We start from the raw sequence: 21,776 nt of genomic DNA, 5'->3' as shown, positions 1-21,776 counted from the left end.
AGCCAGAGCAGCTAGTCTAAATTATCCTCGTCTGTTGGATCAGTGCCGACCCGAATCCCAATCGACGCTCACTGCTGTGCTGTCTGCCTGTTGCTGTTGTTAGCCAGTTGCAGCGGCTCACAAACCGCCAGCACCCTAGCTCTGCCTCGGAACCAACCTCAGGAGTTTACAGGGGAACTGTCTAGCTCCGATGCCAGCCTAGAAGCTGACGGTAGCCCCTACGATCCGATTGAATTCAGCGCCCGTGCTGGTGAACGCTTAGACGTGACACTAAGTAGCGACCAGTTCGATCCTTACCTGACTCTGTTGGGGCCAAACGGTGACGAGATCGCGGCGGATGATGATTCTGGCAGTGAGAATAATGCTCGTCTATCGGTAATCCTGGTCAAGGATGGGCAGTACCGACTTCTTTGCAACAGCTTCTCAGCCACTGCCAAGGGAAAGTACCACGTGGGCCTGACGTTGCGAGCGGCTGAGCCGTCTGTCCAGCCATTGCAGCCTCAATCAGCTGACTTCAAGGGTGATTTGTCCTTGCAGGATGGTCTACTCAGTAGTGGTCAATTGTTCGATGCCTATGCTTTTAACGGACGGCGAGGCCAGTTGCTTGAGGCTAGTCTCCGTGCCGGCAAGCTAGACACTTATCTTCGCCTAGTAGGGCCAGATGGCAATGTCCTTGCGGAGAATGATGACTTCTCCAAACGCAATGCCGGTTCGCTTTTAGCAGCGGAATTGCCTAAAACTGGGCCCTACACCCTGCTGGTGTCGACCCTAGAACCGATTGCTCAAGGCAGCTACCACTTGCAGGTGAGAGGGGTTAAAGCGCTCAAAGCCCTAGGCTCAAATAGTGTCAACCTGTTAGACCGTAAGGGTTTGCGCGTCTTCGATTTCGATTCAGCTCTCACCAGATTCTTCGAAGAGCCGATTGCGGTAGGAACACTGCCTTACCTATTTAAGGCAACTGTGCAGATCGTCACAGCAAAAGGCACAGGCTCGGGCACCCTGGTCACCCCAAAAGGATTGATCCTGACCAACTTTCATGTTGTTCAAGCGGCGACCTCCCAGAAGCCTATAGACGAACCTGTCATTGTCAGTGTTGTCCAGCGCGTTGACGAGCCGGTGATGCCTTTATTTCAGGCTCAGGTACTGCGCTACGATGCGGACACCGACTTGGCCCTACTGCAAATTACCTCGGATCTGCGTGGCCATCCTTTGCCAGCGTCCTTCCGTCTACCGACTTTACCCTTGGGTAATGCTGAGGCAGTGCAACTAGGTGACGGCGTTCGGATTCTGGGATTTCCAGGCACGACATCGCTAGTGAACGGCAGTTCCTACCTCAGCTTTACGCAAGGGGCAATCAGTAGCATCATTCGTGGGAGCAACGGCAAACGCTACGATTTTCTGTCTGATGCGGTAGTGAACTCTGGTAACTCTGGTGGGGCAGCGATTAATGCTCAAGGCGAGCTGATCGGCATTCCTTCAGAAAACCTGTTTCTAGCTGACCATGCCGCTAATAGTGACTTAGACAAAACTTCGGTGATCCGAGCTGTTTCAGCCCTGCCACCCGAGTGGCAAGCCCTGCTGCAAGCTAAGCCCATAGGAATAAGGCCCTAGAGAGCATTTTGCTGCATCCGTTCTGCAAACACTGCTGCGCCCATTAGCCCTACTTTAGCGTTCAAGACGACGTAGACTGGCATCTGCTCCATGAGAGGGCGCATCCGGCCTTTTGCTAGAAAGCTTTCTAGAAAGGAGCCTTCTTTGAGCTTAGGCAAAATCTTGGGGGCAATGCCACCGGTAATGTAGACCCCTCCGTAGGCCAGTACCTTGATCGCAAGGTTGCCGACCTCTGCTCCATAAGCCGATACGAAAATCTCAAGAGCTTGTTCGCAAAGCCGATCCTTGTGGGCTAGCGCATAGGTGGAAACCACCGCTGACGGATCCTGCTGAGCCATTTCCCGGCGGACCGCTTCTGACTCCGGTGCGTACTGGCTGTCGCGTAAGTATTCATATATGGCAGTGATGCCTTGCCCAGAGACTACCCGCTCTGCGGAAACCCGTCCATAGCGCTGCAGCAGATAGTGCAACAATCCAACTTCTTGTTCAGTACGCGGTGCGAAGTCTGCGTGGCCGCCCTCCGAGGCGAAAACTTCATAACCGCTAGGCTGATGAATCAAAAAAGCCTGCCCCAAACCTGTTCCGGCTCCAACAGCAATAATGGGTGCTGCTGACTGCCGCTCTGTATTAGGGCGACCAGGCTGTAAGACCTCTAAATCTTCTGGCCCCAGTGCTAGAAGCCCGTAGCCTACTGCAGCAAAATCATTGATCAAATGCACATGATCAATGCCTAACTCCTGCTCAAGCTGGCGTCCGTCCAGCTTCCAGGACAAGTTGGTCAGTTCAGAGGTGTCATTGATAACAGGGCCAGCAATCGCGAAGCAGGCATAGCTTGGCAGTTCATCGCCTTGGTTGGCGGCTTCGCTCTCTTGTAAAAAAGCCTGCACCACGGGAGCTAGATGAGGGTAGTCTGCACTGGTATAGCGACGCTCTAGCAATGTCTGTCGTTCGCCCTTGCGGATTTCTAGCAACCGCAGGATTGTTTTAGTACCGCCGATATCGCCTGCCAGTAGTCGGGTCATGGGCTCTCCCGCCGGGACCGTATTCCCGAGTGTATGATTCTCTTGCAATCTGCCACTGATCGCCCTCTCGCTACAACCCATGCTGTCCGATCTCTACCCGCTGGTTAGCCTGCACCGCTCTACCACCTACCATCTGCCTCAGCTACAACAGGACCTGGAGCAACTATTACAACCCATGGGAGGGCTAGCAGCGGTAGTGAAGCCGGGTGATCGAGTGTTGCTAAAGCCTAATTTGCTCACTGGCTCTCGACCTGGGAGAGAATGCATAACCCGGCCCGAGATTGTGCAATGTCTGACCGTCATGGTGCGTGATTGTGGTGGCAAACCTTTCTTGGGCGACAGCCCCGCTTTTGGTAGTGCTCGTGGTGTAGCGCGAGCCAATGGTTTACTGGCAGTTGCAAAGGCTCTGGAACTGCCGATCATCGAATTTCATGGCAGACGCTATCAGACGGTTAGTGAAACTTTCGACCACCTGCGCCTGAGTAGCGAGGCAATGGAGGCTGATGTTGTCATTAATCTCCCTAAGGTCAAGTCGCATGGACAGCTCACTCTAACTCTGGGAGTGAAAAATCTATTTGGTTGTGTTCCCGGCAAGATGAAAGCCTGGTGGCACTTGGAAGCGGGAAAAGACAGCGCTCGCTTTGCTGAAATGCTGGTGGAAACAGCCCGAGCGATCAACCCAAGACTCACTATCCTCGACGGCATCATCGCTCACGAGGGTAATGGCCCTAGCAATGGCAAACCCCGCTCGCTGGGGCTATTGGCAGCCTCGACCGATGTCTTTACTCTCGATCGGGTCTTTACTGAAATTCTTGGCGTGGAGCTACTGCAAGTCCCTACTGTGGCTGCTTCTATCCATTTAGGCCTATGTCCCTCACTGAATTCACAGATCCAAGTTGTTGGCCCTGACCTTGAGGCTCTAAAAATAACCGATTGGCAGCTTCCAGACCACATGGTCCCCCTCGATTTCGGCTTGCCTCGAATTTTGCAGTCAACGTTCCGACACCTTTACATCCGCTTTATTCAGGAACCGATGACTGCTTATACGAACCGAGTCTCGTAAGAGTTACTAAATCTAGATTCGATGAAGCAAAAAACGAAAAGCAGGGAACTAAAAAACGATGGACACCCTGTCGGCGGAGAACGTTAACTTAATGAAGTTCTGGGGAGTTGCGGAGCCGAATGAGCTGACGACGCATCGCTGGGGCTGCTGCTGTTTCATCTAACTCGCGAACGTTGACTTCAGTGTGTTGATATTCCAGATACTCATCAGGGCCACAGGTGAGAGCATCGAGCAGCATTTCTAAAACTTGCTCCCGATTGGTTAATACACCTCGCTCTTCAATGAGACGAAACTTAAGCTGAACTTCACACTCATAAATGGTAACATCTACGTTTTCGGCAGAGCGTTGTAGAGAGTTGTAGCTCATGGTCAGAAGCAGTCCTACGCTAATGAAGTAGTGGAAAAATTAGAGAGTTAACAGAGACTTAGAGAAGGGAAATCACAAGCTGAGCTCAGCCTATCACTGGGCTACAGTTTGTTGGGTCAGCCAAGTTGCTGAAAGTGCAGACTGGCAGTTTAAGCATTGAGGTTGAGTGAGATAAACCTTTATTCATCCTTCATAGATGCGGATGTTGGTCAACTATTGAGCACCCCACCTATTCAGTCGATTATTGTTTTTCTGAGATGGAATGTGCGTGAAGTCTTGATGAGAGTTTGTATTGCTACTTTATCGGTGCTTTATAGCTAGGCAAATCTCGCATCTAAGTGTGTAAAAAATAGTACTCACTATCTAAGTTAAATCCGAAAAGAACGCGACTCGCAAGACTACAAGGCGGCTGAACACAAAGGAAGCAGGAAACAGTTCTGGATGAAAGTAACGGGTTTTTTGCATGTTGCAGTGCTAATTAGCGATCTTGAGCGAGCTATGGCCTTTTACGGTGGCATTCTTGGCCTAGAGGCGATTGAGCGGCAGCTCAAGTTTCCAGGAGCCTGGTATAGAATCGGACCTCAGCAGCTCCATTTGATGGTTGGAGATGGGGAGGCTAGAAAGAACTGTGCAGAGAAGTGGGGACGAAATCCGCATCTAGCCCTAGCTGTCGCCGACTTGAATATTGCCAAGGAGCGACTGGTTACTCATGGCTACTCAGTGCAAATGAGTGCGTCAGGCCGACAAGCTCTGTTTGTTCAAGACCCGGATGGCAATGTCATCGAGTTGAGTGAAGCTCCCTGATGGCTACGATCCTGCGAGATTGGAGCTACCGTTACCAGTGGCTCTACGACAGCGTCTCACGCTTAGCAGCGCTGAGCGTAGGGGGAGAAGCCCGCTTCCGACAATTGGCTTTAACTGGTCTTAGCATTCAGGCTGAGACACGGGTGCTCGATCTCTGCTGTGGTAGTGGGCAAACTACGCGTTTTTTGGTGGAGCGCTCTCAAAATGTGACGGGTCTAGATGCATCACCCAAGTCTTTGCGACGAGCTGAACGCAATGTTCCTCAGGCGACCTACGTACAAGCCTTTGCTGAAGCCATGCCGCTAGCTGATGGGCAGTTCGATGTAGTGCATACCAGCGTTGCGCTCCACGAAATGGAGCCTGAACAACTGCAGCAAATTCTAGTCGAGGTTTGCCGGGTGTTAAAGCCTGGAGGGATGTTCACAACCATTGACTTCCACAAGCCCAGTCAACCGCTGCTGTGGCCCGGTCTAGCCTTATTCCTGGCCTTGTTTGAAACTCATACAGCCTGGCACCTCCTAGAAACCGACTTAGCGCTTTTGCTGCAAAGAGCTGGCCTTCGAGTAACTGCGCACCGATTCTACGTGGGTGGCAGCTTACAGGTACTTCAGGCACAAAAAGAGTAACCCCTGCCCTGTGGGTAAGGGGCAAGGGTTACTAGCTAAGAGGCTACGGTGAATTGGGACTCAGAGTTTTGCCTATTCCTCTAACGAATGTCTAGAGTTGGGGCACGTACTGCTCTTTCTCTGGAACATTGGCGTATTCAGAGACGATTTGGCGGAATTCCTCACCGTCAATGGTTTCGCGCTCGACCAGGATGTCTACCAGCCGATCGATTGCTTCGCGCTGCTCACTAATGATCCGGCGGGCTCCGTCATAGCAATGCTGCACAATCTGACGGACCTGAGCATCAATGCGGGAGGCGATTTCTTCTGAGTACTCAGAGCGAGACATTAAGTCGCGGCCCAAGAAGACTTCACCTTGCTGGCTTTCCAGGGACAGGGGTCCTAGGTCGGACATGCCGAAGCGAGTGACCATTTGTCGAGCCATGCCAGTAACCTGCTGTAGGTCGTTGCCTGCGCCAGTGGTGACTTCGGAATCGCCGAAAACGACTTCTTCCGCAGCTCGACCGCCTAGAGTACCCGTAATACGCGCCAGAATTTGGGCGCGGGAGATGAGCGACTGATCGTCAGAAGGGGTAAACCAGGTTAAGCCCTGAGCCTGACCTCGAGGAATCAGGGTGACTTTTTGCACAGGGTCGTGGTCTTTGATCAAGGTGCCAACAATGGCATGACCTATCTCATGGTAAGCAATCAAACGCTTGCTCTTGCTATCCACTAGAGGCGTGCCCTCTAGTCCGGCAACCACCCGATCGATGGCATTGTCGACTTCCAACATGGTCATCGCTTCCTTGCGACGCCGGGCTGTGAGAATGGCCGCTTCGTTCAGCAGGTTGGCAAGATCAGCACCGGTAAAACCAGGTGTACGGCGAGCAATCATCTCTAAAGAGATGTCGTCTCCCAGCTTCTTATTACGCGCATGGACATTGAGGACTTCCAGACGTCCTTTGACGTCCGGACGGTCAACGGTGACCTGCCGGTCAAAGCGACCGGGGCGCAGCAAGGCAGAGTCCAACACATCGGGCCGGTTAGTCGCCGCGATGATGATAATTCCTGTGTTCCCCTCAAACCCATCCATCTCCGTCAGCAACTGGTTGAGCGTCTGCTCTCGCTCGTCGTTGCCACCGCCAATCCCCGCTCCCCGCTGCCGTCCTACCGCATCAATCTCATCGATGAAGATGATGCAGGGCGCATTCTCCTTGGCTTTCTTGAATAGGTCTCTCACTCGAGAAGCACCGACCCCGACAAACATCTCGACGAACTCAGAGCCCGAGATGCTGAAGAAGGGCACACCAGCTTCACCAGCAATTGCTTTAGCCAATAGGGTCTTACCGGTGCCAGGAGGGCCGACTAGCAACACGCCTTTGGGAATCTTGGCGCCGACTGCGGTGAAGCGCTCGGGCTTCTTGAGGAAGGTGACGACTTCTTGGAGTTCTTCTTTGGCTTCTTCAATGCCAGCGACATCATCGAAGAGGACGCCGGTCTTGGCCTCCATAGAAAAGCGGGCGCGGGACTTGCCAAAGTTCATGGCTTGTCCAGGACCGCCCATGCTGTTAGAGCGCCGGAATAGAAAGAAAAGCCCGGAGATTAACAGAATTGGGAAAACTAAATTGCTTAACAGTCCCCAGATTGCTCCATCGTTGCGGACAGGATGGGAGGCAAGGTCTACCCCAGAGCGGTTGAGGCGCTCGATCAGCTCAGGAACAGACTGGGACAGTAGGTCAACCCGAATACGTTGTACTCGACCATCCAGTTCCTGGTCCTCCAATTCGACAATGGCGGTGCGCCCGCCGTCATAGAGATCGACTGACTGGATGCGCCCCTTATCCAGGTACTCCAGGAAATGGCCGTAGGACATCCGGGAGTTAGCGGCGTTGCGAGCAATGTCAGCAGGTTGACCAGAAAAGGCACTCTGCCAGAGAAAGAAGCCAATGACCACAGCAGGCAAAGCCCACAGTAAGACGGTTTTCCAAGAAGATTTCATAGATTCGGTAGCCTTAGTGTCAGGGGATCACTCTGAGTCTGAGCGGGTTGAAAGATAGATAATTTGTGTCTTTCGCTTCACTAAAGTTTACTTAATTCTCACGATTCAGACAACTTAACGCCCGGTTGGGTCGGGTTATAAGCGTTATTTATAAGCTGGATTGGGTATGGTCGGACCTGATCTCGACAAAACCCGTGAAATTGGGCACAAAATCTTACTCAACTCGGTCAAGACAAGTTTAGAGAAGAACCCGGGGAGGGACTTGATATGAGAGGCTCAGCTTTGGTTGGTCTAGCAGTGTTGATCGCTGTAGGAAGCCCGTGTCTAACCGTCTTAGCCCAAGTTCAGCCCGAAAGTCCTGGTCGCTCCACGCCTGAGCCAACAGGCCCTGAGCCCAGTCGCTTCACCTGTGAATCATCCAATGGCGAGTACATGGTGATGTACCGCCCCGAGAGCCAGCCCAACCAGAGCTTTGCTTGGGCTAAGCCTGATGCCTTGGGCGGTGGTTGGACTTCTCAGCGTCGCTGTGCTGAGATTAGCCGTCGTCTAGAAGCCTACCGTCCTGATGGGCTGCAAGAGATGCGCACTGGTAAAGAGAATGGCTATGACGTTGTTTGCGCCACTACTCAGCAGAATCCAAGCTGCCGCATCATTTTCACGGTGCCACCTGGCAATGACCCGCTGGCTACCCGTGACCGAGTCTTTCAAAATATTTCTACTGCTGATTCGGGTCAACAAACCCAAGCCGTCAATACCTACGGTGAGCGGGGTTCTGACCTCAACTTGCCTGGTCTTGACTTATCCCGTCTGGGTTCGATCTTGGGAACCCTTGCTCCACCAAGGTCCCCTCAAGCTTTAAATCTCCGCCCATTTCTAGACCCAGCTGATGGTGGTACAGGCTCTGGCCTGGCTCCTGATAGTTCTAGAAGGCCTCGCTTAAATCCAGAGAACTTTCGCTAGCTACCTGTCGGTTGTGAGAACTGGTTTCAATCACTGAAAGAATCTTAGAGTTGCTAGCTTCTAAATCTTGGCCAGCTTCGCATCCCAGCTAACTAGTTGACTGGGATGCAAGGCTGCAGTTGCCGTACCCAAGCGCTTTCAACCAGGGAAGCCAAAATATCAGCGCTCAAAGGTTTAACTAAGAAGCCATCGAAACCAGGATTTTCATCTTGAGTTGGCCAACTAGTGGCGTGGCTTTCGGTTAGGGCGAGAATAACCATTGAGTCTCGATAGCCTCTAGCTGCTGCCTGCTGCCGGAAGCGCTGGATTTGTATTTGGGACCAGTGGCGGTCAGAGCTACCCAAAATAATCAGATAAGGACAGCCTTCACGGTTCCAACCCAACTCCTGATTGAGGCTGCTAGCCACAGCAAAGGGGCAGTTAATTTGGTCAAGTAACCCTGTCAGGTTATATAGATCCTCCGGCGGTGGGTTGAGTAGGAGGACATACTTGTGCGGAGATTTCATGACAAGCTCGGGACGCTACGCACAACATAGCTTGGAGCTTAAAGACAAGTCTTGATGCTGTAATCTGCTTCAGCAAACAGACTCAGGCTATTTCAGCCTTAAACTGGCTAAAGGAAAATTCCAAGTTTTTTCGGGTCCGTTAAGCAATCATGAAAGCAGTGATTGTTGTCCTGAGTACCACAAATTTAGAGATCAAAACCCTGGAGTATAAAAATCTAGTTACCCCAGTTTTTTGTTACATAACTTTGTCAAGCCTAAGGCGAACAGTGAGTATCAAAAATTGTGCGAGTTTAGCTTTCACAGCTTGGAGCCAGTTGGGGATTGGCTTTCCTCAAGCCCCTATGATCTAGAGAATAATAGAAGATTAAGTTGGCTTTAGTGACGTTCGCGACATGATTTTAGGAACTAGCGAATCTGGCAAGACAGCTGTTTACTTTTAAACTTCCAAAGCTGGTGACTCACCATGACTAATACACAAGCGCCGCCTCGAATTTTGAAAGCTGGTATGACTGGAGATGACGTGAAGCATCTTCAGTATTTGCTCAATCGGGCGGCTCCACCTGCAACTCCAAAGCTCACGGAGGATGGCCAGTTCGGCCCTACCACGACTCAAGCTCTTAATCACTGGAAGGCAGCTCATAAGCTGAGTAGCCCGGGTGAAGTAGGGCCGACTACTCTGGCAACGCTAGAGCAGGATGTTAAGTCTCAGTCTGCGGTGTGTGGACTCTCGGCAGCCCAGCTGAAAGCGATCATGCCGACAGCTAAGGCGCAGGACATTGCTACCTACCTTGGCCCTTTGAACCAGGCGATGCAGGAGTTCGGCATCACAACCCCGAATCGGCAACGAGCGTTTATTGCTCAGCTTGCCCATGAGAGTGGCGCTTTTCGGTATAAGGAGGAAATCGCTTCTGGTGCCGCCTACGAAGGGCGGCGGGACCTGGGTAATACCCACCCTGGTGACGGTCGGCGTTACAAAGGTCGAGGATTGATCCAAGTAACGGGTCGCGCTAACTATCGGGAAATCGGTCGAGTCTTGGGTGTCAATCTAGAGGCTAATCCGCTCAAGTTAATGGACCCGACTGTCTCGGCGCGTTCTGCAGCTTACTTTTGGAAAAGTCGTGGTCTCAATTCATTAGCTGATGTCGGTAAGTTTAGAGAGATTACCCGTCGCATTAATGGGGGTTATAACGGCTACGACGACCGCGTGAGCTATTACACCCGAGCCAAAGCAGCTATTAAGTGAGCGAACGGCTGTAGTCTTGAACTCTAGTCATTCCCTCTAAAATCTCCGAAGCTGCTCCAACTCAGTTGGGGTCAAATCGCGCCACTGACCTGGTTCTAAGCCCTCCAGTCGCAGCTTGCCAATAGCAACCCGCACCAGCCGCAGCGTGGGAAAACCAACTGCGGCTGTCATGCGGCGAACCTGTCGGTTGCGGCCTTCGGTCAGCGTCATCTCTAGCCAGGCTGTTGGCACCTGCTTGCGAAAACGAATCGGTGGCTCTCGCGGTGGTAGGGTTGGCTCTTCGCTCAGCAGTCGCACTTGGGCTGGACGAGTGCGATAGTTCTGAATTACTAGACCCTGCCGCAACTGGTTTAGGGCAGCTTGATCAGGAATTCGCTCAACCTGAACCCAGTAAGTGCGAGGGTGTGCAAAACGTGGATCGCTCAAGCGATGCTGTAGTTGGCCATCGCTAGTGAGCAACAGTAACCCTTCGCTATCCCGGTCTAAACGGCCTACCGCGTACACTGAGGGCACAGAAATATAGTCTTTAAGCGTGCGTCGTCGAGATTCTACGGAATGGGCGTTTGAGCCAGCTGAGCTTTTGTCTAAGCCTTCATCTGTGAACTGGCTCAAGACGTCATAGGGTTTGTAAAACAAAAGAAAACGGTGCACCAAAGCGGCATCAGTAGGGCGAATCGAGGGTAGGCCTACGCAACCCCCTCCTAATCAGGCTACAACAGACGCAACTGCTCCTGGACAGCCTCTTCTATACTCGTGTGAGTCTCAGTGAGCAGATTACGAGCGGCTTCCATTAAGTCTGGTTCAAGCTGGGTCAGTTCTTCCCGCCCCTTCAAATAAGCTTGTAAAGCGGTCAATGGGTCTAGGGCTGCGCTGCTTAGGTTAGGCCAACGAGCACGCTCAACTAAGTTAACCACTTCCGGAATCAATGTAGCGGTGTGAGCTACTGCCAGCAGTTGATGTAGCGTGGAGCGGTCGATCTGGCTAAGTTGCTCAGGCCGCAGTCGATAAACCAGCCGTACAACGCTGCCTTGGATATCAGCCCCTAAAATTGCTTGCTCCAAGCTAGTTTGCGGATTGGCTTGGTTGGTGACATCAACGCTGAGAGTTCGGAAGGGCCGTACAGCTAGAGGACAGAACTGCACAGTTGCCTCACCCTTGACTAAGTCAACCCGTACAAAACCCTTAGGCTCATGCTCCTCACCAAAGTCGACCCGCTCGATGCTGCCAGGGTAGACGACAGGCGGTTGCTGAGCCAGAATTTGATGCTTGTGGACATGTCCTAGAGCTACATAGTCGAAGCAGTCCCGAGTCAGCACGCCTAATGGCACAGTCAAGCCTCGACCGACTGCCAAAAAGCGTTCGGCTCCCCAAGTAGCAGTCTCAACCATCAGATGGGCCAGCAAAACCGTAGGCAGTTGCGGGTCCAGTTGGCGAACCTCACCTTCTAAAGCTAGCTGTAGCTTCTCAAGCAGCAAGCGGTTGATTGCAGCTAGAGATAAACCTTGAGTTTCGCTGCGGGTCAGCAGGGTAGAGCGAGTGAGCCAGGGGAGAGTAGTGACCTGTAATGGGCCACTACGGGTTTCGATGCGGTGAGTGGTTAGGCGGTCACCTACGATGAAGCCGGGGACGCCTAATGTCCGGTAGATATTTAGAGAAGCGCCGCCGATACCCTGCGCATGCTGGTCATGGTTACCTACTAACAGCACTGTTGGAATACCAGCATCGGCCAGTCGGCGAAATTGACGGGCAAACGCCTCTTGGATCAGAGGTGCTGGTGTTGCGTCAGGGAAGGCATCGCCGCCAAACAAAACTAAATCTACCGGTTCCGTTAAAGCTCTCTCAATGCACAAAGAAAGAGCCTGGGTAAAGTCCTCGAAACGCGTATTTTGTCCAGTTTGGGGGTTCAGCCGTCCATGGGCTAAACCACTGCCTAAATGGATGTCTGACAAGTGCAGAATTCGGATCGGCATGGTTTTACCCAAGACTAGGTTGTTAGCGTGCCGCGCGCCACAGGAGAAAAGTGCCTGCGACTAGTGCAACCCATACTGGAGACCAAGCCGCTACAAAGGGGGAAAGTGCGCCCACCTGCCCCAATGCGCCTGTAATAAACAGGAGTACGTAGTACATGAAAATAATCAGTACGCTCAGGCCTAGGCCTAAGCCTTTACCGCTGCGCTTAATCCGTAAGCCAAGGGAGGCCCCAACCAAGGCAAATGCCACACAGACGAACGGAAACGCTAGCTTTTGCTGGAGGCGCACATAGAGCTTGCGCAGCTTTTTAGCATCGCTTGTCGGTCTGATCAAGTCGATATAACGATTCAGTTCGACAATATTCATCTCATCGGTACCTCGCCGCTCCTGTGCGAGGTCCAGCGGCGCCCGTGGCAGATTCGCTTCGTGCTGTTGAAACCGCAAGATGTTGCGGTAGGAGCCATCCTGCGAGATGAGATAGATTGTGCCGTTGTAAAAGCGCCACCGATTGCTTTTGGGTTGCCAATCAGCTGTTTCAGCCGAAATGATTTGCGATACAGAGCCTTCACTAAAGTCCAGCACCGTCAGCCCACGCATTTGTCGCCCATCAAATTCGCGGGCGTAAAACAGACGCGTGAGCACCCGTTGCTCTTGTCCGTCAGGCTGCTTAAGGTCGTCGTACTGGTTGTAAAGGATGTTGGTATCTTGAAAATCATTCCGGTCGCCATTAAGAGCCGCGTCTAACATGACGGAGGCCCGATAATTGGCTGAAGGCACGACGACTTCGTTAAATAGGAACGTCATTCCTGTGACGACCAGACTCAGCACTAGAGCAGGCAGAAACAACCGATAGACGCTGATGCCGCAACCGCGTAAGGCAATAATCTCGTGATCATCAGAGAGCCGTCCGTAGGCCATTAAGGTTGCCAGCAGCGTTGACATGGGAAAGGCCAACGCCACAAAGTACGGCATTTGCAACGCGAAAATCTGAAGGGCCAGCATAATCGGCAAGCCTGACTCTGCTACCTGACGAACCAGGTACAGAAGCGAACCGATTGACAGCCCAATCGAGGAAAATGCGCCGACGCCGAACACAAACGGGAGTGTCAACTCCTGCCCAAGATAGGCATCCATCACCGAGATTTGGGGCAGGTACCAGCCTCTAGACTTGGCAGGTGGAGAGGCAGCAGGCTTAGCGGGGCCAAAGGTCATAGTGCAACTGGACAGAGCCGAGGGAAACTGCAAGGGCCAGAACTACGGAGCACTGTTCTCGTCACCTCTGAAACCTCTGACCTAGATAATACTGGCGGACTGATGGGTCGGTATACAGATCCTCAGCGCTGCCAGCTGCGAGAATCTTGCCCTCACGCATAATGTAGGCCCGATCTGTAATCGCTAGGGTCTCGCGGACGTTGTGGTCAGTCACTAACACGCCTATGTTGCGTTGCACCAAACGCCGTACGATGTCTTGGACATCGGCAACGGCAATGGGATCGACCCCCGCAAACGGCTCATCTAGCAGCAGAAATTTAGGTCCAGTTGCTCCTGTCGCTAAGGCACGGGCAATTTCAGTGCGTCGCTGCTCACCGCCGGAAATATACATACCCAAGGTCGAGGCTACATGTCCAAGGTGAAACTCTTCAAGCAAGCGATTGAGTCGAGGTCGCCACTCACGCTGGGGTACGTTGGTCTGCTGTAACACTAGAAGAATATTGTCACGGACCGTTAAGCCCCTAAAAATGCTGGGCTTCTGGTGCAAATAGCCAATCCCTAGGCGGGCTCGCTCATGAATTGGCAGATGGGTAATTTCCTGGTGGTCCAGGCACACTTTGCCCTGGTCAGGCTGCTCAACTCCGGTGGCAATGTAGAACGTAGTAGTCTTACCAGCGCCGTTAGGGCCCAGCAGGCCCACAATCTCGCCCTGATTGACTGTGAGACTGACCCGACTAACGACCTCGCGCTTTCCGTAGCGTTTGTGGATGTTGTCTAGGGCTAGCTTCACAGTTTTCTACTGTATCTGGAGAAATTCATAGAAAGTCGCTCTGTCACCATAACCGATTTTCATAACCGGATCTTTGAAGGGCACTGGTGGTCAGGGCTGCTCTAGTGGACTGATTCAGGGTTTCAGCTCGCGCTTAGGGTCGAAGGGTTGTGCATTACTGCTTGATGGCTGTGCAGTTACCGGAGCTGCATCCGGGACCAAATAGATAGACTCAACCTGCTGGTTGGTTTGAGGCAGAGCCTCAAAGCGGCCTTGATCGATCAGATAGACCACTCTCTCGCCCCGCAGACTATTGCCCGCCTGGTTGATATACACATCACCAGTCAGCACAATTCGGCGCTCCCGGCTGAAGTACTGGGCCTGATCAGAGGTCGCCTGGATTTGGCGAGCTGGGTAGTTCATGCGCACGTTTCCCCGAGCGGTAACCACACCCGTCACCGCATTGGCTTCCTGCACGTCGGCGAGGATAGAGACTGCCCGTCCACTGCTAGGCGCAGCAGCTCGTTGTGCAGGCCTAGGAGCTGTATTTTGAGCTGCCAGTGGTCCGCCTAGTAGCAGTCCCACAGGTAACAGCACTAACCCAAGAAGCACACGCATTGACACCTGCCCTCACAGCAACTATTGCTCAGAATACTGACCTACTCAACCCTACGGCAATCCATTGAGGCACTCTTAGCTGTCAGGACGTAGGCCACTCCTGTCGGTTCCAAGCTGCTTTTAGATTCTGCTGATGTCCTACTCTACTGATGTTTTTATGCTTTGAAGTGTACAGTTCTAAATTCTGCCCCTGCTTTAGCCTTGAGAAGAAACCGGCTGAATCGAGAGGACTTGGGGCGAGGACAGGGCTGCTAGAAATTCGATCGTGCCCTCAGGACCGAGGCGTTGTAGCTCAGTGAGGAGTGCGGAACTGCTAATGAGGAGAGCGTCAACATCTATGCCGCCGTAGTCATCGGGGTAACGCCTCAGTCGGCTGATGCCTTCTCCTAACAAGACAACAGCTCCTCGCCAGTTCTGATTGCCTAGGTGATAGCAGGCTACAGCAAGCTGCAAAACCCCTTGATAGAAAGAGCGTGGGGGCTCTATTGCCTCCATCCATAGGGCTTCTAGTGTGTCATGGCAAGCGTAGAACTCGCCCTGGTTGAACTGCTCAACACCTTGCCAGAAGGCAGGAGCCACGTCCTCATGCATCGGCAATGCTGCCCTACCTGCTACTCACAGCGCTCCTTGAAGCTATCACTCAGGGTCACTCATCGTAGCTGACATCTACAAGGGAAACGGCCTGCTCTTGGCCCGCAAAGGGGTTGTCTGGCGTGAGAAAGAGCATACAGTGGCATTCCTTGCGCTCCCGCATCGGTACACAAGGGCAGTTCCAATAAGTTGCATGGACCTCTGCTTCCTTGTCCTCGTAGTAGCGGCAGGGGCACAGAGGCGAACCAAACTCGTCCTTGTGCTTTGCTAACCCTTCAATAACGGCGACCGCTACCGTGGGATCAGAGCAGAAATAAGTGCCAGTGCGGCGGGCGTAGGTTTCCGCAAAATTGCGCATCTGGTGAAAGCTTTTTTCCGAAGCTTTGTTTTTACCGCGATCGTTTGTCATAACAGAAATTACAGACCCCTTAGGGCAGCGAGAGGGCAGATTACGTGAGTTGTACTCCAGGTCTGGAATTCAAACGAACCGCGCGTTACAAATACTGACATTGACATTAGGTATGTAAGTCTGACGCGTGGCTCACAACTGGCGCAAGCGCTCTAACAGGCGAGCTACCACAGCGATATCACTAGCCTGAGGGGCGCGGTCTAGATAGAGTTCCAGGTCGGCGCGAGCCTCTAAGTAGCGCTGGCTCTGGTAGTAGAGCAAACCTCTGTCTCGCAAATGCTCTAGCGCATCCGGATCTAACAGGAGTAACCACTCTACCACGCTGAGAACTCGCTCCAGATCGCCTTGGTTGAGGTAAATAAATTTCAGATTGGTCAGCACTCGGCTCAAAATGCGACGAGGACCCACCGTCGCTAAATACTCTGGTTTGAGAGGAAGTGGGCCTGTGATCTGGTTCAAACGCTCTTGGCAGTCCTGCTGGAACAGAATTTCGCCCTGCTCAAACGGATCTACATAGATTTCTAAATCCTGTTGGGTGGGCCTCAATATAAAGTGCCCTGGGAAATTAACCCCCTCTAATGGCAAACCGACTCGCTCACCCAAAGCCATGTAGAGAATTGAAAGGGTGATGGGAATACCTAAGCGTCGGTCTATAACTTCGTTGAGAAAGCTATTGCGGGGGTCATAATATTGCTTCCGGTTGCCCTGAAAGCCAAGTTCGTTAAACAAATAGTGGTTGATACCCCGCAGCAAGCGCAATGGGTAACGCTCCTCAGCTAACTGCAGGCGCAAATCGGCGGCCATCGCCTCAAGTCGAGCTAGATAGTGAGGGATATCCAAGCTAGGGTTTGCCTGAGCTGCAATGCAGAAAGCAGCCTCAACCAAATGCTCCGTAGTAAGGTCACAATCTGGTAGACGAGCGATTTGTAGAAACTGACGATGGGCTGGGGGGAGGCTCAGCTCAGACATAGCAGGCGGCAGAGAACACTCCCCAATTGTGACCCAGTTACGGTTTGACCTGAAGTTATGGCCCGCAAGCTGAGCGATCACTAAACCATTTGCGCCAAGCCTTGTAACTGGTTCTGAAGTGGCTGGTTGGGCTGAATGATTAATCCTGGCAGCTCAGTCTGTGACTGAGTTCCCCAAAGCAAGACCCGACTGCCTAGTGGTAGCGCCTGACTAGGAGCACTACTGCTCAACCAGGCTAGGGGCAGAGAAGGAAGACTGGCTGGCTTGAGTTGGGTTGAGCGTCCAGACACCGTACTGGGTTGAGGCGTAGGTTGAATCGCAGCCAGTACCTCTAAAACACTCCGGTCGCCTTGCAGTAAGCCCGTATCGCTACTCCACAACCGTGTGCTCAAATTTCGCCGCCGCCCGTAGAAGTAGAGTGAGGCGGCAGCGATCACGGCCTGCTCAAAGTCTTCTGGGTTCCAACTACACTGGCAGTCCAGAGCAATGACTACCTCCTGTACACCTGTGGAGCGTTCTAGCTCACGCACTCGCAAATCCCCATAACGGGCACTAGTCCGCCAGTGAATAAGGCGAGTTGAGTCGCCTCGACGGTAGGGTCGCAGTGACCGAGTGACGCCTTCCGTACTGGCAAGAAAACGGTGTTCCAAACTACGTCTTGTTTGGCTGGTCTCACGTCCCATCTCATCGACTAATGGACACTGTGCTAAAGGCAAGACAGTTGGATAAACTACTGCCACCGCTGGAGCATTGCGCTGACGGCGGCACCAGAACAAACCGAGGGGTGCAGCGGTGCGCAGTTGGACTTCTTGCCAGCGATAAACGCCTCGACGGGGGACGGTAGGGGTTGTGTAAGTCCAACGGTGGCTACTAGTAGGTGCTAGATTCTCGACTACCTCCAATTGAGGTGGTCCGATGACAAAAGGAATTAAATCTTCGACGACCAGTAGGCCCCGAGCTTGATCGGTCTGGTTATGAATTTGCAACTCTACAGTGAGTACATCCCCTGCGCTAACTGGAGCAATTGGGCGACGGCTGACTTGTATCGAGCGCAGCGAACGGGCTGGCAGAACGGCCCCCAAGAGGAGCAGCGCGAAGCTAACACCGCTGATTACATAAAGCCAGCCCGCCAAAGTGTTGGTTCCAGCGAGGAAGAAGAAAGTAGCAAATCCGCTCAGCAACCAACCTGCAAAGGCAGGGTTAACCCAGCGCTGCTCTAGCCAGTAGGTGAAGCGCTCGGGGCTAGAGATTTTCCTACTCATAAGAATTTCTAATTGAACCTGAGAGAAAACTAAAGCTGGATTGGCGGTTTCGGGCCAGAGTGAGCCTATTCTGCCCTTGTTTGATCAGTCTCCAACCCAAGCGAGACTGAACTTTCTATCAAATCTGCAACCGTCAGTCGGCAAGTTTGTCGTCAGCAACGGATGCCATCTAACAGTAGGTGCAGTAAGGTAAGGGGAAACACGCAAGCTTATTGCTCCCCCAGGATCCTCTGGAAGTCCTTCCATGACCATCCCAACGCCTCCCGGTCCCCCTCCAGTTCCCCCGCCTCCGCCTTTACCGGTGCCCTTTGTTGGTCAGCGGACTAACGATCGGCATCTACGCGGAGTCGGTAACCGAGCTCTCAGTATTCGTCAGCTTGTAGAGGAGGCCCACCTGCGGGGTGCTTCCGACATTCACATTCGGGTTGGTGAGGAACCTCGCTTCCGGATCCGGGGTGAAATGTTCCGGGTAGGGGGTGGTTGCTTACCCGTGACGCCGGAACACTTTGAAGGGTTCCTATCAGAGATTCTCTCGCCGGAGCAGCAACAGCGCTTTGCCTACGAGAAGGAACTGGACACTGCCATCTTCTACGAAGACTTTCTGCGATGCCGGGTTAACTGCTTTGACAGTTTGCGCGGTGGAGCGATGGTGCTGCGTTTGATTCCACTGACTGTACCCTCAATCGATGAGCTGGGTCTTCCGGAGGTTCTCAAAAGAGTTGCCTCGCAACCTCAAGGCTTGGTGTTGGTGACAGGTCCTACTGGATCTGGTAAATCCACCACCCTAGCGGCGATGGTTCGCCATCTCAATGAGACAGCAAGTCGGCACATTGTCTGTATTGAGGATCCGATTGAGTACGTTTACAGCTCAGACAAGTGCCTGATCAGCCAGCGCGAGGTGGGTCTGCACACGCACGAGTTTAGTCAAGCTCTACGCTCTGTGCTTCGGGAAGATCCCGATGTCATTCTGATCGGTGAGATGCGTGACCGCGAGACAGTGGACACTGCTCTCAAAGCAGCTCAAACCGGCCACTTAGTTTTGGGCACATTGCATACCCGAAACGCGATTGGTACTTTGGACCGATTGCTCAACATCTACACTCCCGATGAGCAAGCCGCTATGCGCTTCCAGATTATGGAGAGCTTGGTGGGAGTAATTGCCCAAACGTTGGTACCGACAACGGACGGCAAGCGTACGGCGGCAATGGACATTCTGGTCAATACGCCTGCGGTGCGTGACTACTTGCTTAAGGGCGAGGATGATGAGGTTCGTCAGCTCATGGAGAGCGACACGCTAGAGGGCATGCAGGTACTTAACCAGATGCTTTGCGATTTGGTTCTGGATGGCCGCATTACGATCACTGATGGCATTGCCGCTTCTTCGGATGAAGGTGACCTCAAGCGCCGCATCCGCAACGAAGGCTTTGACCCAGGTCGCTCTTCGAACCATAGCTTTGAGAACCTAATTCGTCGTTAGGGCTCAACCTTCTGTTACCCCTTCACCTCGCCAACTCAATCGGTAGGCAGGTGAAGGGGTTAGTTGTTTGTGCCACAGTTTAAGGCGTTCTGATTACGCGTTTTACTCATGTCGCTGTTCGACCAAGTTCTCAACGCTGTCCAAGACCAAAGCCGCCAGGGCAATGAGGGTCAGCTTTCTTCTGCTCTTCAAGCTATTCAGCAGTCGACAGGAGGTCAGGGGCTTCAGGGCAACACGACCGGCATATTGATGTCCACGTTAGGCCGCTACGTGCAGAGTGCGCTGCAACAAAAGCGAGCTGTGGAGGGCGAACAGGCAGTGGACTCGGTACTGAACGCTTATAGCGGTACACAGCCCAATCCGCAGGCGGTTCAGGCTATATTTTCCCCCTCGCAGCAGCAGCAAGCAACTCAAGACTTATCCCAACAAACAGGCCTGAATAGTCAACTCATCGCGCAGCTGCTGCCAGTGCTTCTGCCGGTAATTTTGCAGTTCCTGCAAACGGGAGCCAGCAATCAGACGCAGACCCAGGCGGGTGGTTATGCGCCTCAAGGTGGTGGCCTTAATAATCCAGTTCTCAGAACATTTCTCGACGGAGACCGTGACGGTGATGTCGATATGGGTGATATGTTCAACGCTGCCGCTGGTTTTCTCAACAACCGTCGTTAACCAGAGTGGGCTAGGTTCAGGTTTTTAGCAGAGCTAGCATGAGCGGTTGCACGACGCCCATAGCCCTGAACTTATCGAGGTTTGGGGTTATGGGCCATTGGCCCTAGGAATCTTGAGTCTCTCAATTTCTGTGAGTCTAGCTTTATGCTTGGGCCGGTTGTGAGATGGATGGTTTGAGAATGCTTTTAAAGCTGCTTAGAAATCATCTAGGGCACAGCGCAGTAGACGTTTTGCAAGAGAACTGCCCAAGCCCTCACGCTTGGGGTAGTAACCCTCAAGTTCCGGATCACACCAGAGGTTGCGAGTGCTATGGGTACGGGACCAGATTTCACGTTGAACCATGAAGCCATAGCGACCATTGGAGTAGATTGTCCAAAGCTTATTGATGATTTTTAAGTCGAGGCAGGGAAAGGCGTCGATGTGCTCTGCGGTTAAGAAGCCTAACTCTTGCGCTTCAGAACCGGCGACTTGAAGCATGAGCTGTTGGGTTTCGCAATCAGCCTCGTCCCAGGCTTGTAGAGCTAGCAGGTCTTTGAGCACTGCATAGTTCGCTTGGGAAGTGCTCAGGAGCCAGCGATCTGACTCGGGAAAGGGATCGGATTGGGCTTCGTTAGAATCGCCATTTCGGTCGCGCAAGGCGTTTTCTAGAAGAGTCAGACGGGCGATCAAGGCGTCTCGTCCTCGCTTAAGATCAGCGTTGTCCCGGCACAGGCACTCATTGGTACGGCGCAGCAGGCTCAACTGCTCTTGTAAATTTTGAATCTGAATGGCTTGTTGCTGATCGTCTGGTGATGGCTCGGAGGAGCCGGGTACCTGAGGATGATTCATCGCAATAGGCTGATTAAAACCTGTCGTTGAAGTGCACACCAAGCTACATGACCTGAGCAGGTGGCTGCATGAAGCGGCCAGGTTAATTTGTATGAAGTTATGCCAAGGATAGCTTTACTCTGATGACCAAGTTGTGGCTCGCTCGTCTGCGTTCAGGCTTGTGCCTCGGTGGCTTGTACCTAGCTGGAGCATTGCTTTGGTCTGGGTTATCGCTGCCCGTCTCTGCCCAGTCTCGCCCATCTCACAGGGCAATCGACACCCTCCCTGCGCAGGAACGAGTACTACTGCAACGGGGACGCCCAGTTATTACAGGTGACAACGGCAGGTATACGGCGCGTGTGCTGGTGCGCGCAACTCCGGCCCAGGTCTGGTCGGTGATCACGGACTATGGCAATTTCTGGCGTTTCCTACCCAATATTGCCAGTAGCCGAGTGGTCGAAAGACAGGGCAATCGGCGGGTCGTTGAGCAGGTGGACCGTCGGCGGATTGCCCTGACGACGATTAGTTCACGGGTGCGACTTGCAATTACAGAAACACCTCGGCGGGGTTTCAGTTTTCAATTGCTGGAGGGCAATTTGAAGAAGATGCAGGGCAACTGGCGGTTAGAGCCGTTGCGGGCTTATCCCGGCGGGCCGGTGACGCAGGTGTTGATCACACAGCAGATTCAAGCGGAGCCAAATCAAGGCATACCCGCAGGGCTGTTCTATCGGCTGTTCCGCAGTCAGTTGTCCGACCATTTAGAGGCAATTCGAACAGAGATTGCAACCCGCCAGTCTTAAGGGCAGTGATGCTCACGGGTGGCCCATCTCTTGCTTTAGTGT

23 protein-coding genes are annotated in these 21,776 nt (G+C 52.9%); 9 read left to right on the top strand and 14 right to left on the bottom strand.

Annotation, left to right across the window (positions count from 1 at the left end):
- Positions 1–42: 42 nt before the first annotated feature.
- Positions 43–1,611 (top strand): trypsin-like peptidase domain-containing protein, encoded by a 1,569-nt coding sequence (locus H6F94_RS23735; RefSeq protein WP_190804686.1) that lies wholly within the window; start codon positions 43–45, stop codon positions 1,609–1,611.
- Here H6F94_RS23735 and H6F94_RS23730 read toward each other — a convergent pair.
- Positions 1,608–2,633, bottom strand: a complete 1,026-nt coding sequence (locus H6F94_RS23730) for a glucokinase (RefSeq protein ID WP_190804685.1) — start codon at positions 2,631–2,633, stop codon at positions 1,608–1,610. The two genes, H6F94_RS23735 and H6F94_RS23730, sit on opposite strands and share 4 nt — an antisense overlap.
- Before the next feature lie 79 nt (positions 2,634–2,712).
- On the opposite strand from H6F94_RS23730, the gene H6F94_RS23725 reads away from it, so the two are divergent.
- Complete coding sequence (locus H6F94_RS23725) at positions 2,713–3,696, top strand: Npun_F2552 family protein (protein ID WP_190804684.1); 984 nt, start codon at positions 2,713–2,715, stop codon at positions 3,694–3,696.
- 88 nt (positions 3,697–3,784) lie between these two features.
- Here the strand turns inward: H6F94_RS23725 and H6F94_RS23720 are convergent, their stop codons facing one another.
- Positions 3,785–4,063, bottom strand: coding sequence for an Npun_R1517 family heterocyst differentiation transcriptional regulator (locus H6F94_RS23720; RefSeq protein ID WP_190804683.1), 279 nt, complete (start codon positions 4,061–4,063; stop codon positions 3,785–3,787).
- 441 nt (positions 4,064–4,504) lie between these two features.
- Between H6F94_RS23720 and H6F94_RS23715 the strand changes: the two genes are divergently transcribed.
- Entirely contained in the window at positions 4,505–4,867 is a 363-nt protein-coding gene (locus H6F94_RS23715) for a VOC family protein (protein ID WP_190804682.1), read from the top strand.
- Positions 4,867–5,493, top strand: coding sequence for a class I SAM-dependent methyltransferase (locus H6F94_RS23710; RefSeq protein ID WP_190804681.1), 627 nt, complete (start codon positions 4,867–4,869; stop codon positions 5,491–5,493). Before H6F94_RS23715 ends, H6F94_RS23710 begins: the two co-directional genes overlap by 1 nt.
- A 91-nt stretch (positions 5,494–5,584) precedes the next feature.
- On the opposite strand, the gene ftsH2 is transcribed toward H6F94_RS23710, so the two are convergent.
- Positions 5,585–7,471, bottom strand: coding sequence for an ATP-dependent zinc metalloprotease FtsH2 (ftsH2, locus tag H6F94_RS23705; RefSeq protein ID WP_190804680.1), 1,887 nt, complete (start codon positions 7,469–7,471; stop codon positions 5,585–5,587).
- Between the two features lie 267 nt (positions 7,472–7,738).
- Here ftsH2 and H6F94_RS23700 point away from each other — a divergent pair, with 267 nt between their 5' ends.
- Entirely contained in the window at positions 7,739–8,431 is a 693-nt protein-coding gene (locus H6F94_RS23700; protein WP_190804679.1) for a COP23 domain-containing protein, read from the top strand.
- 92 nt (positions 8,432–8,523) lie between these two features.
- Here H6F94_RS23700 and H6F94_RS23695 read toward each other — a convergent pair whose 3' ends face one another.
- Positions 8,524–8,937, bottom strand: coding sequence for a hypothetical protein (locus tag H6F94_RS23695; RefSeq protein WP_190804678.1), 414 nt, complete (start codon positions 8,935–8,937; stop codon positions 8,524–8,526).
- A gap of 463 nt (positions 8,938–9,400) precedes the next feature.
- Between H6F94_RS23695 and H6F94_RS23690 the strand changes: the two genes are divergently transcribed.
- Positions 9,401–10,180, top strand: a complete 780-nt coding sequence (locus H6F94_RS23690; protein ID WP_190804677.1) for a glycoside hydrolase family 19 protein — start codon at positions 9,401–9,403, stop codon at positions 10,178–10,180.
- Between the two features lie 36 nt (positions 10,181–10,216).
- Here H6F94_RS23690 and H6F94_RS23685 read toward each other — a convergent pair whose 3' ends face one another.
- The 9 genes from H6F94_RS23685 to H6F94_RS23645 all read right to left on the bottom strand — a co-directional run bounded on the left by H6F94_RS23685 (position 10,217) and on the right by H6F94_RS23645 (position 17,981).
- A complete protein-coding gene (locus tag H6F94_RS23685) occupies positions 10,217–10,816 on the bottom strand; it encodes a pseudouridine synthase (RefSeq protein ID WP_396426454.1) in 600 nt (199 codons plus the stop codon).
- Between the two features lie 74 nt (positions 10,817–10,890).
- Entirely contained in the window at positions 10,891–12,150 is a 1,260-nt protein-coding gene (gene sbcD, locus H6F94_RS23680) for an exonuclease subunit SbcD (RefSeq protein ID WP_190804675.1), read from the bottom strand.
- A gap of 22 nt (positions 12,151–12,172) precedes the next feature.
- Positions 12,173–13,363, bottom strand: coding sequence for an LptF/LptG family permease (locus H6F94_RS23675; RefSeq protein ID WP_242041347.1), 1,191 nt, complete (start codon positions 13,361–13,363; stop codon positions 12,173–12,175).
- 61 nt (positions 13,364–13,424) lie between these two features.
- Positions 13,425–14,153 carry an LPS export ABC transporter ATP-binding protein gene (gene lptB, locus H6F94_RS23670; protein ID WP_190804674.1) on the bottom strand — a complete coding sequence of 243 codons (729 nt, stop codon included), beginning with the start codon at positions 14,151–14,153 and terminating at the stop codon, positions 13,425–13,427.
- Between the two features lie 114 nt (positions 14,154–14,267).
- On the bottom strand, positions 14,268–14,750 hold the full coding sequence (locus tag H6F94_RS23665) for an LptA/OstA family protein (protein ID WP_190804673.1): 483 nt from the start codon (positions 14,748–14,750) through the stop codon (positions 14,268–14,270).
- Positions 14,751–14,945: 195 nt separating this feature from the next.
- Entirely contained in the window at positions 14,946–15,341 is a 396-nt protein-coding gene (locus tag H6F94_RS23660; protein WP_190804672.1) for a DUF309 domain-containing protein, read from the bottom strand.
- Positions 15,342–15,396: 55 nt separating this feature from the next.
- The gene (locus H6F94_RS23655; RefSeq protein ID WP_190804671.1) at positions 15,397–15,750 is read right to left on the bottom strand and encodes a ferredoxin-thioredoxin reductase catalytic domain-containing protein; all 354 of its coding nucleotides are present in this window, start codon (positions 15,748–15,750) and stop codon (positions 15,397–15,399) included.
- A 132-nt stretch (positions 15,751–15,882) separates the two neighbouring features.
- A complete protein-coding gene (locus tag H6F94_RS23650) occupies positions 15,883–16,719 on the bottom strand; it encodes a SirB1 family protein (protein WP_190804670.1) in 837 nt (278 codons plus the stop codon).
- Between the two features lie 80 nt (positions 16,720–16,799).
- Entirely contained in the window at positions 16,800–17,981 is a 1,182-nt protein-coding gene (locus H6F94_RS23645) for a DUF58 domain-containing protein (RefSeq protein ID WP_190804669.1), read from the bottom strand.
- A gap of 244 nt (positions 17,982–18,225) precedes the next feature.
- Here H6F94_RS23645 and H6F94_RS23640 point away from each other — a divergent pair, with 244 nt between their 5' ends.
- Together H6F94_RS23640 and H6F94_RS23635 are read left to right on the top strand one after the other, a co-directional pair.
- The gene (locus H6F94_RS23640; protein ID WP_190804668.1) at positions 18,226–19,458 is read left to right on the top strand and encodes a type IV pilus twitching motility protein PilT; all 1,233 of its coding nucleotides are present in this window, start codon (positions 18,226–18,228) and stop codon (positions 19,456–19,458) included.
- 108 nt (positions 19,459–19,566) lie between these two features.
- Complete coding sequence (locus H6F94_RS23635; protein ID WP_190804667.1) at positions 19,567–20,127, top strand: DUF937 domain-containing protein; 561 nt, start codon at positions 19,567–19,569, stop codon at positions 20,125–20,127.
- Positions 20,128–20,322: 195 nt separating this feature from the next.
- Here H6F94_RS23635 and H6F94_RS23630 read toward each other — a convergent pair whose 3' ends face one another.
- A complete protein-coding gene (locus tag H6F94_RS23630; RefSeq protein WP_190804666.1) occupies positions 20,323–20,955 on the bottom strand; it encodes a GUN4 domain-containing protein in 633 nt (210 codons plus the stop codon).
- A gap of 122 nt (positions 20,956–21,077) precedes the next feature.
- Here H6F94_RS23630 and H6F94_RS23625 point away from each other — a divergent pair, with 122 nt between their 5' ends.
- Positions 21,078–21,734 (top strand): SRPBCC family protein, encoded by a 657-nt coding sequence (locus H6F94_RS23625; protein WP_190804665.1) that lies wholly within the window; start codon positions 21,078–21,080, stop codon positions 21,732–21,734.
- Positions 21,735–21,776: the final 42 nt, after the last annotated feature.

It is taken from the genome of Leptolyngbya sp. FACHB-261, from assembly GCF_014696065.1.
Lineage (GTDB): Bacteria > Cyanobacteriota > Cyanobacteriia > FACHB-261 > FACHB-261 > FACHB-261.
The sequence above is the reverse complement of the archived record's forward strand: the minus strand, read 5'-3'. Positions and strand labels throughout refer to the sequence as shown.

Coding starts and splice junctions, on each gene's coding strand:
- ftsH2 (WP_190804680.1), bottom strand. CDS start 7,471: ATGAAATCTTCTTGGAAAACCGTCTTACTGTGGGCTTTGCCTGCTGTG.
- H6F94_RS23700 (WP_190804679.1), top strand. CDS start 7,739: ATGAGAGGCTCAGCTTTGGTTGGTCTAGCAGTGTTGATCGCTGTAGGA.
- H6F94_RS23625 (WP_190804665.1), top strand. CDS start 21,078: ATGACCAAGTTGTGGCTCGCTCGTCTGCGTTCAGGCTTGTGCCTCGGT.
- H6F94_RS23710 (WP_190804681.1), top strand. CDS start 4,867: ATGGCTACGATCCTGCGAGATTGGAGCTACCGTTACCAGTGGCTCTAC.
- H6F94_RS23690 (WP_190804677.1), top strand. CDS start 9,401: ATGACTAATACACAAGCGCCGCCTCGAATTTTGAAAGCTGGTATGACT.
- H6F94_RS23695 (WP_190804678.1), bottom strand. CDS start 8,937: ATGAAATCTCCGCACAAGTATGTCCTCCTACTCAACCCACCGCCGGAG.
- H6F94_RS23650 (WP_190804670.1), bottom strand. CDS start 16,719: ATGTCTGAGCTGAGCCTCCCCCCAGCCCATCGTCAGTTTCTACAAATC.
- H6F94_RS23630 (WP_190804666.1), bottom strand. CDS start 20,955: ATGAATCATCCTCAGGTACCCGGCTCCTCCGAGCCATCACCAGACGAT.
- H6F94_RS23655 (WP_190804671.1), bottom strand. CDS start 15,750: ATGACAAACGATCGCGGTAAAAACAAAGCTTCGGAAAAAAGCTTTCAC.
- H6F94_RS23665 (WP_190804673.1), bottom strand. CDS start 14,750: ATGCGTGTGCTTCTTGGGTTAGTGCTGTTACCTGTGGGACTGCTACTA.
- H6F94_RS23660 (WP_190804672.1), bottom strand. CDS start 15,341: ATGCATGAGGACGTGGCTCCTGCCTTCTGGCAAGGTGTTGAGCAGTTC.
- H6F94_RS23730 (WP_190804685.1), bottom strand. CDS start 2,633: ATGACCCGACTACTGGCAGGCGATATCGGCGGTACTAAAACAATCCTG.
- H6F94_RS23720 (WP_190804683.1), bottom strand. CDS start 4,063: ATGAGCTACAACTCTCTACAACGCTCTGCCGAAAACGTAGATGTTACC.
- H6F94_RS23725 (WP_190804684.1), top strand. CDS start 2,713: ATGCTGTCCGATCTCTACCCGCTGGTTAGCCTGCACCGCTCTACCACC.
- H6F94_RS23635 (WP_190804667.1), top strand. CDS start 19,567: ATGTCGCTGTTCGACCAAGTTCTCAACGCTGTCCAAGACCAAAGCCGC.
- H6F94_RS23640 (WP_190804668.1), top strand. CDS start 18,226: ATGACCATCCCAACGCCTCCCGGTCCCCCTCCAGTTCCCCCGCCTCCG.
- H6F94_RS23645 (WP_190804669.1), bottom strand. CDS start 17,981: ATGAGTAGGAAAATCTCTAGCCCCGAGCGCTTCACCTACTGGCTAGAG.
- H6F94_RS23675 (WP_242041347.1), bottom strand. CDS start 13,363: ATGACCTTTGGCCCCGCTAAGCCTGCTGCCTCTCCACCTGCCAAGTCT.
- sbcD (WP_190804675.1), bottom strand. CDS start 12,150: ATGCCGATCCGAATTCTGCACTTGTCAGACATCCATTTAGGCAGTGGT.
- H6F94_RS23715 (WP_190804682.1), top strand. CDS start 4,505: ATGAAAGTAACGGGTTTTTTGCATGTTGCAGTGCTAATTAGCGATCTT.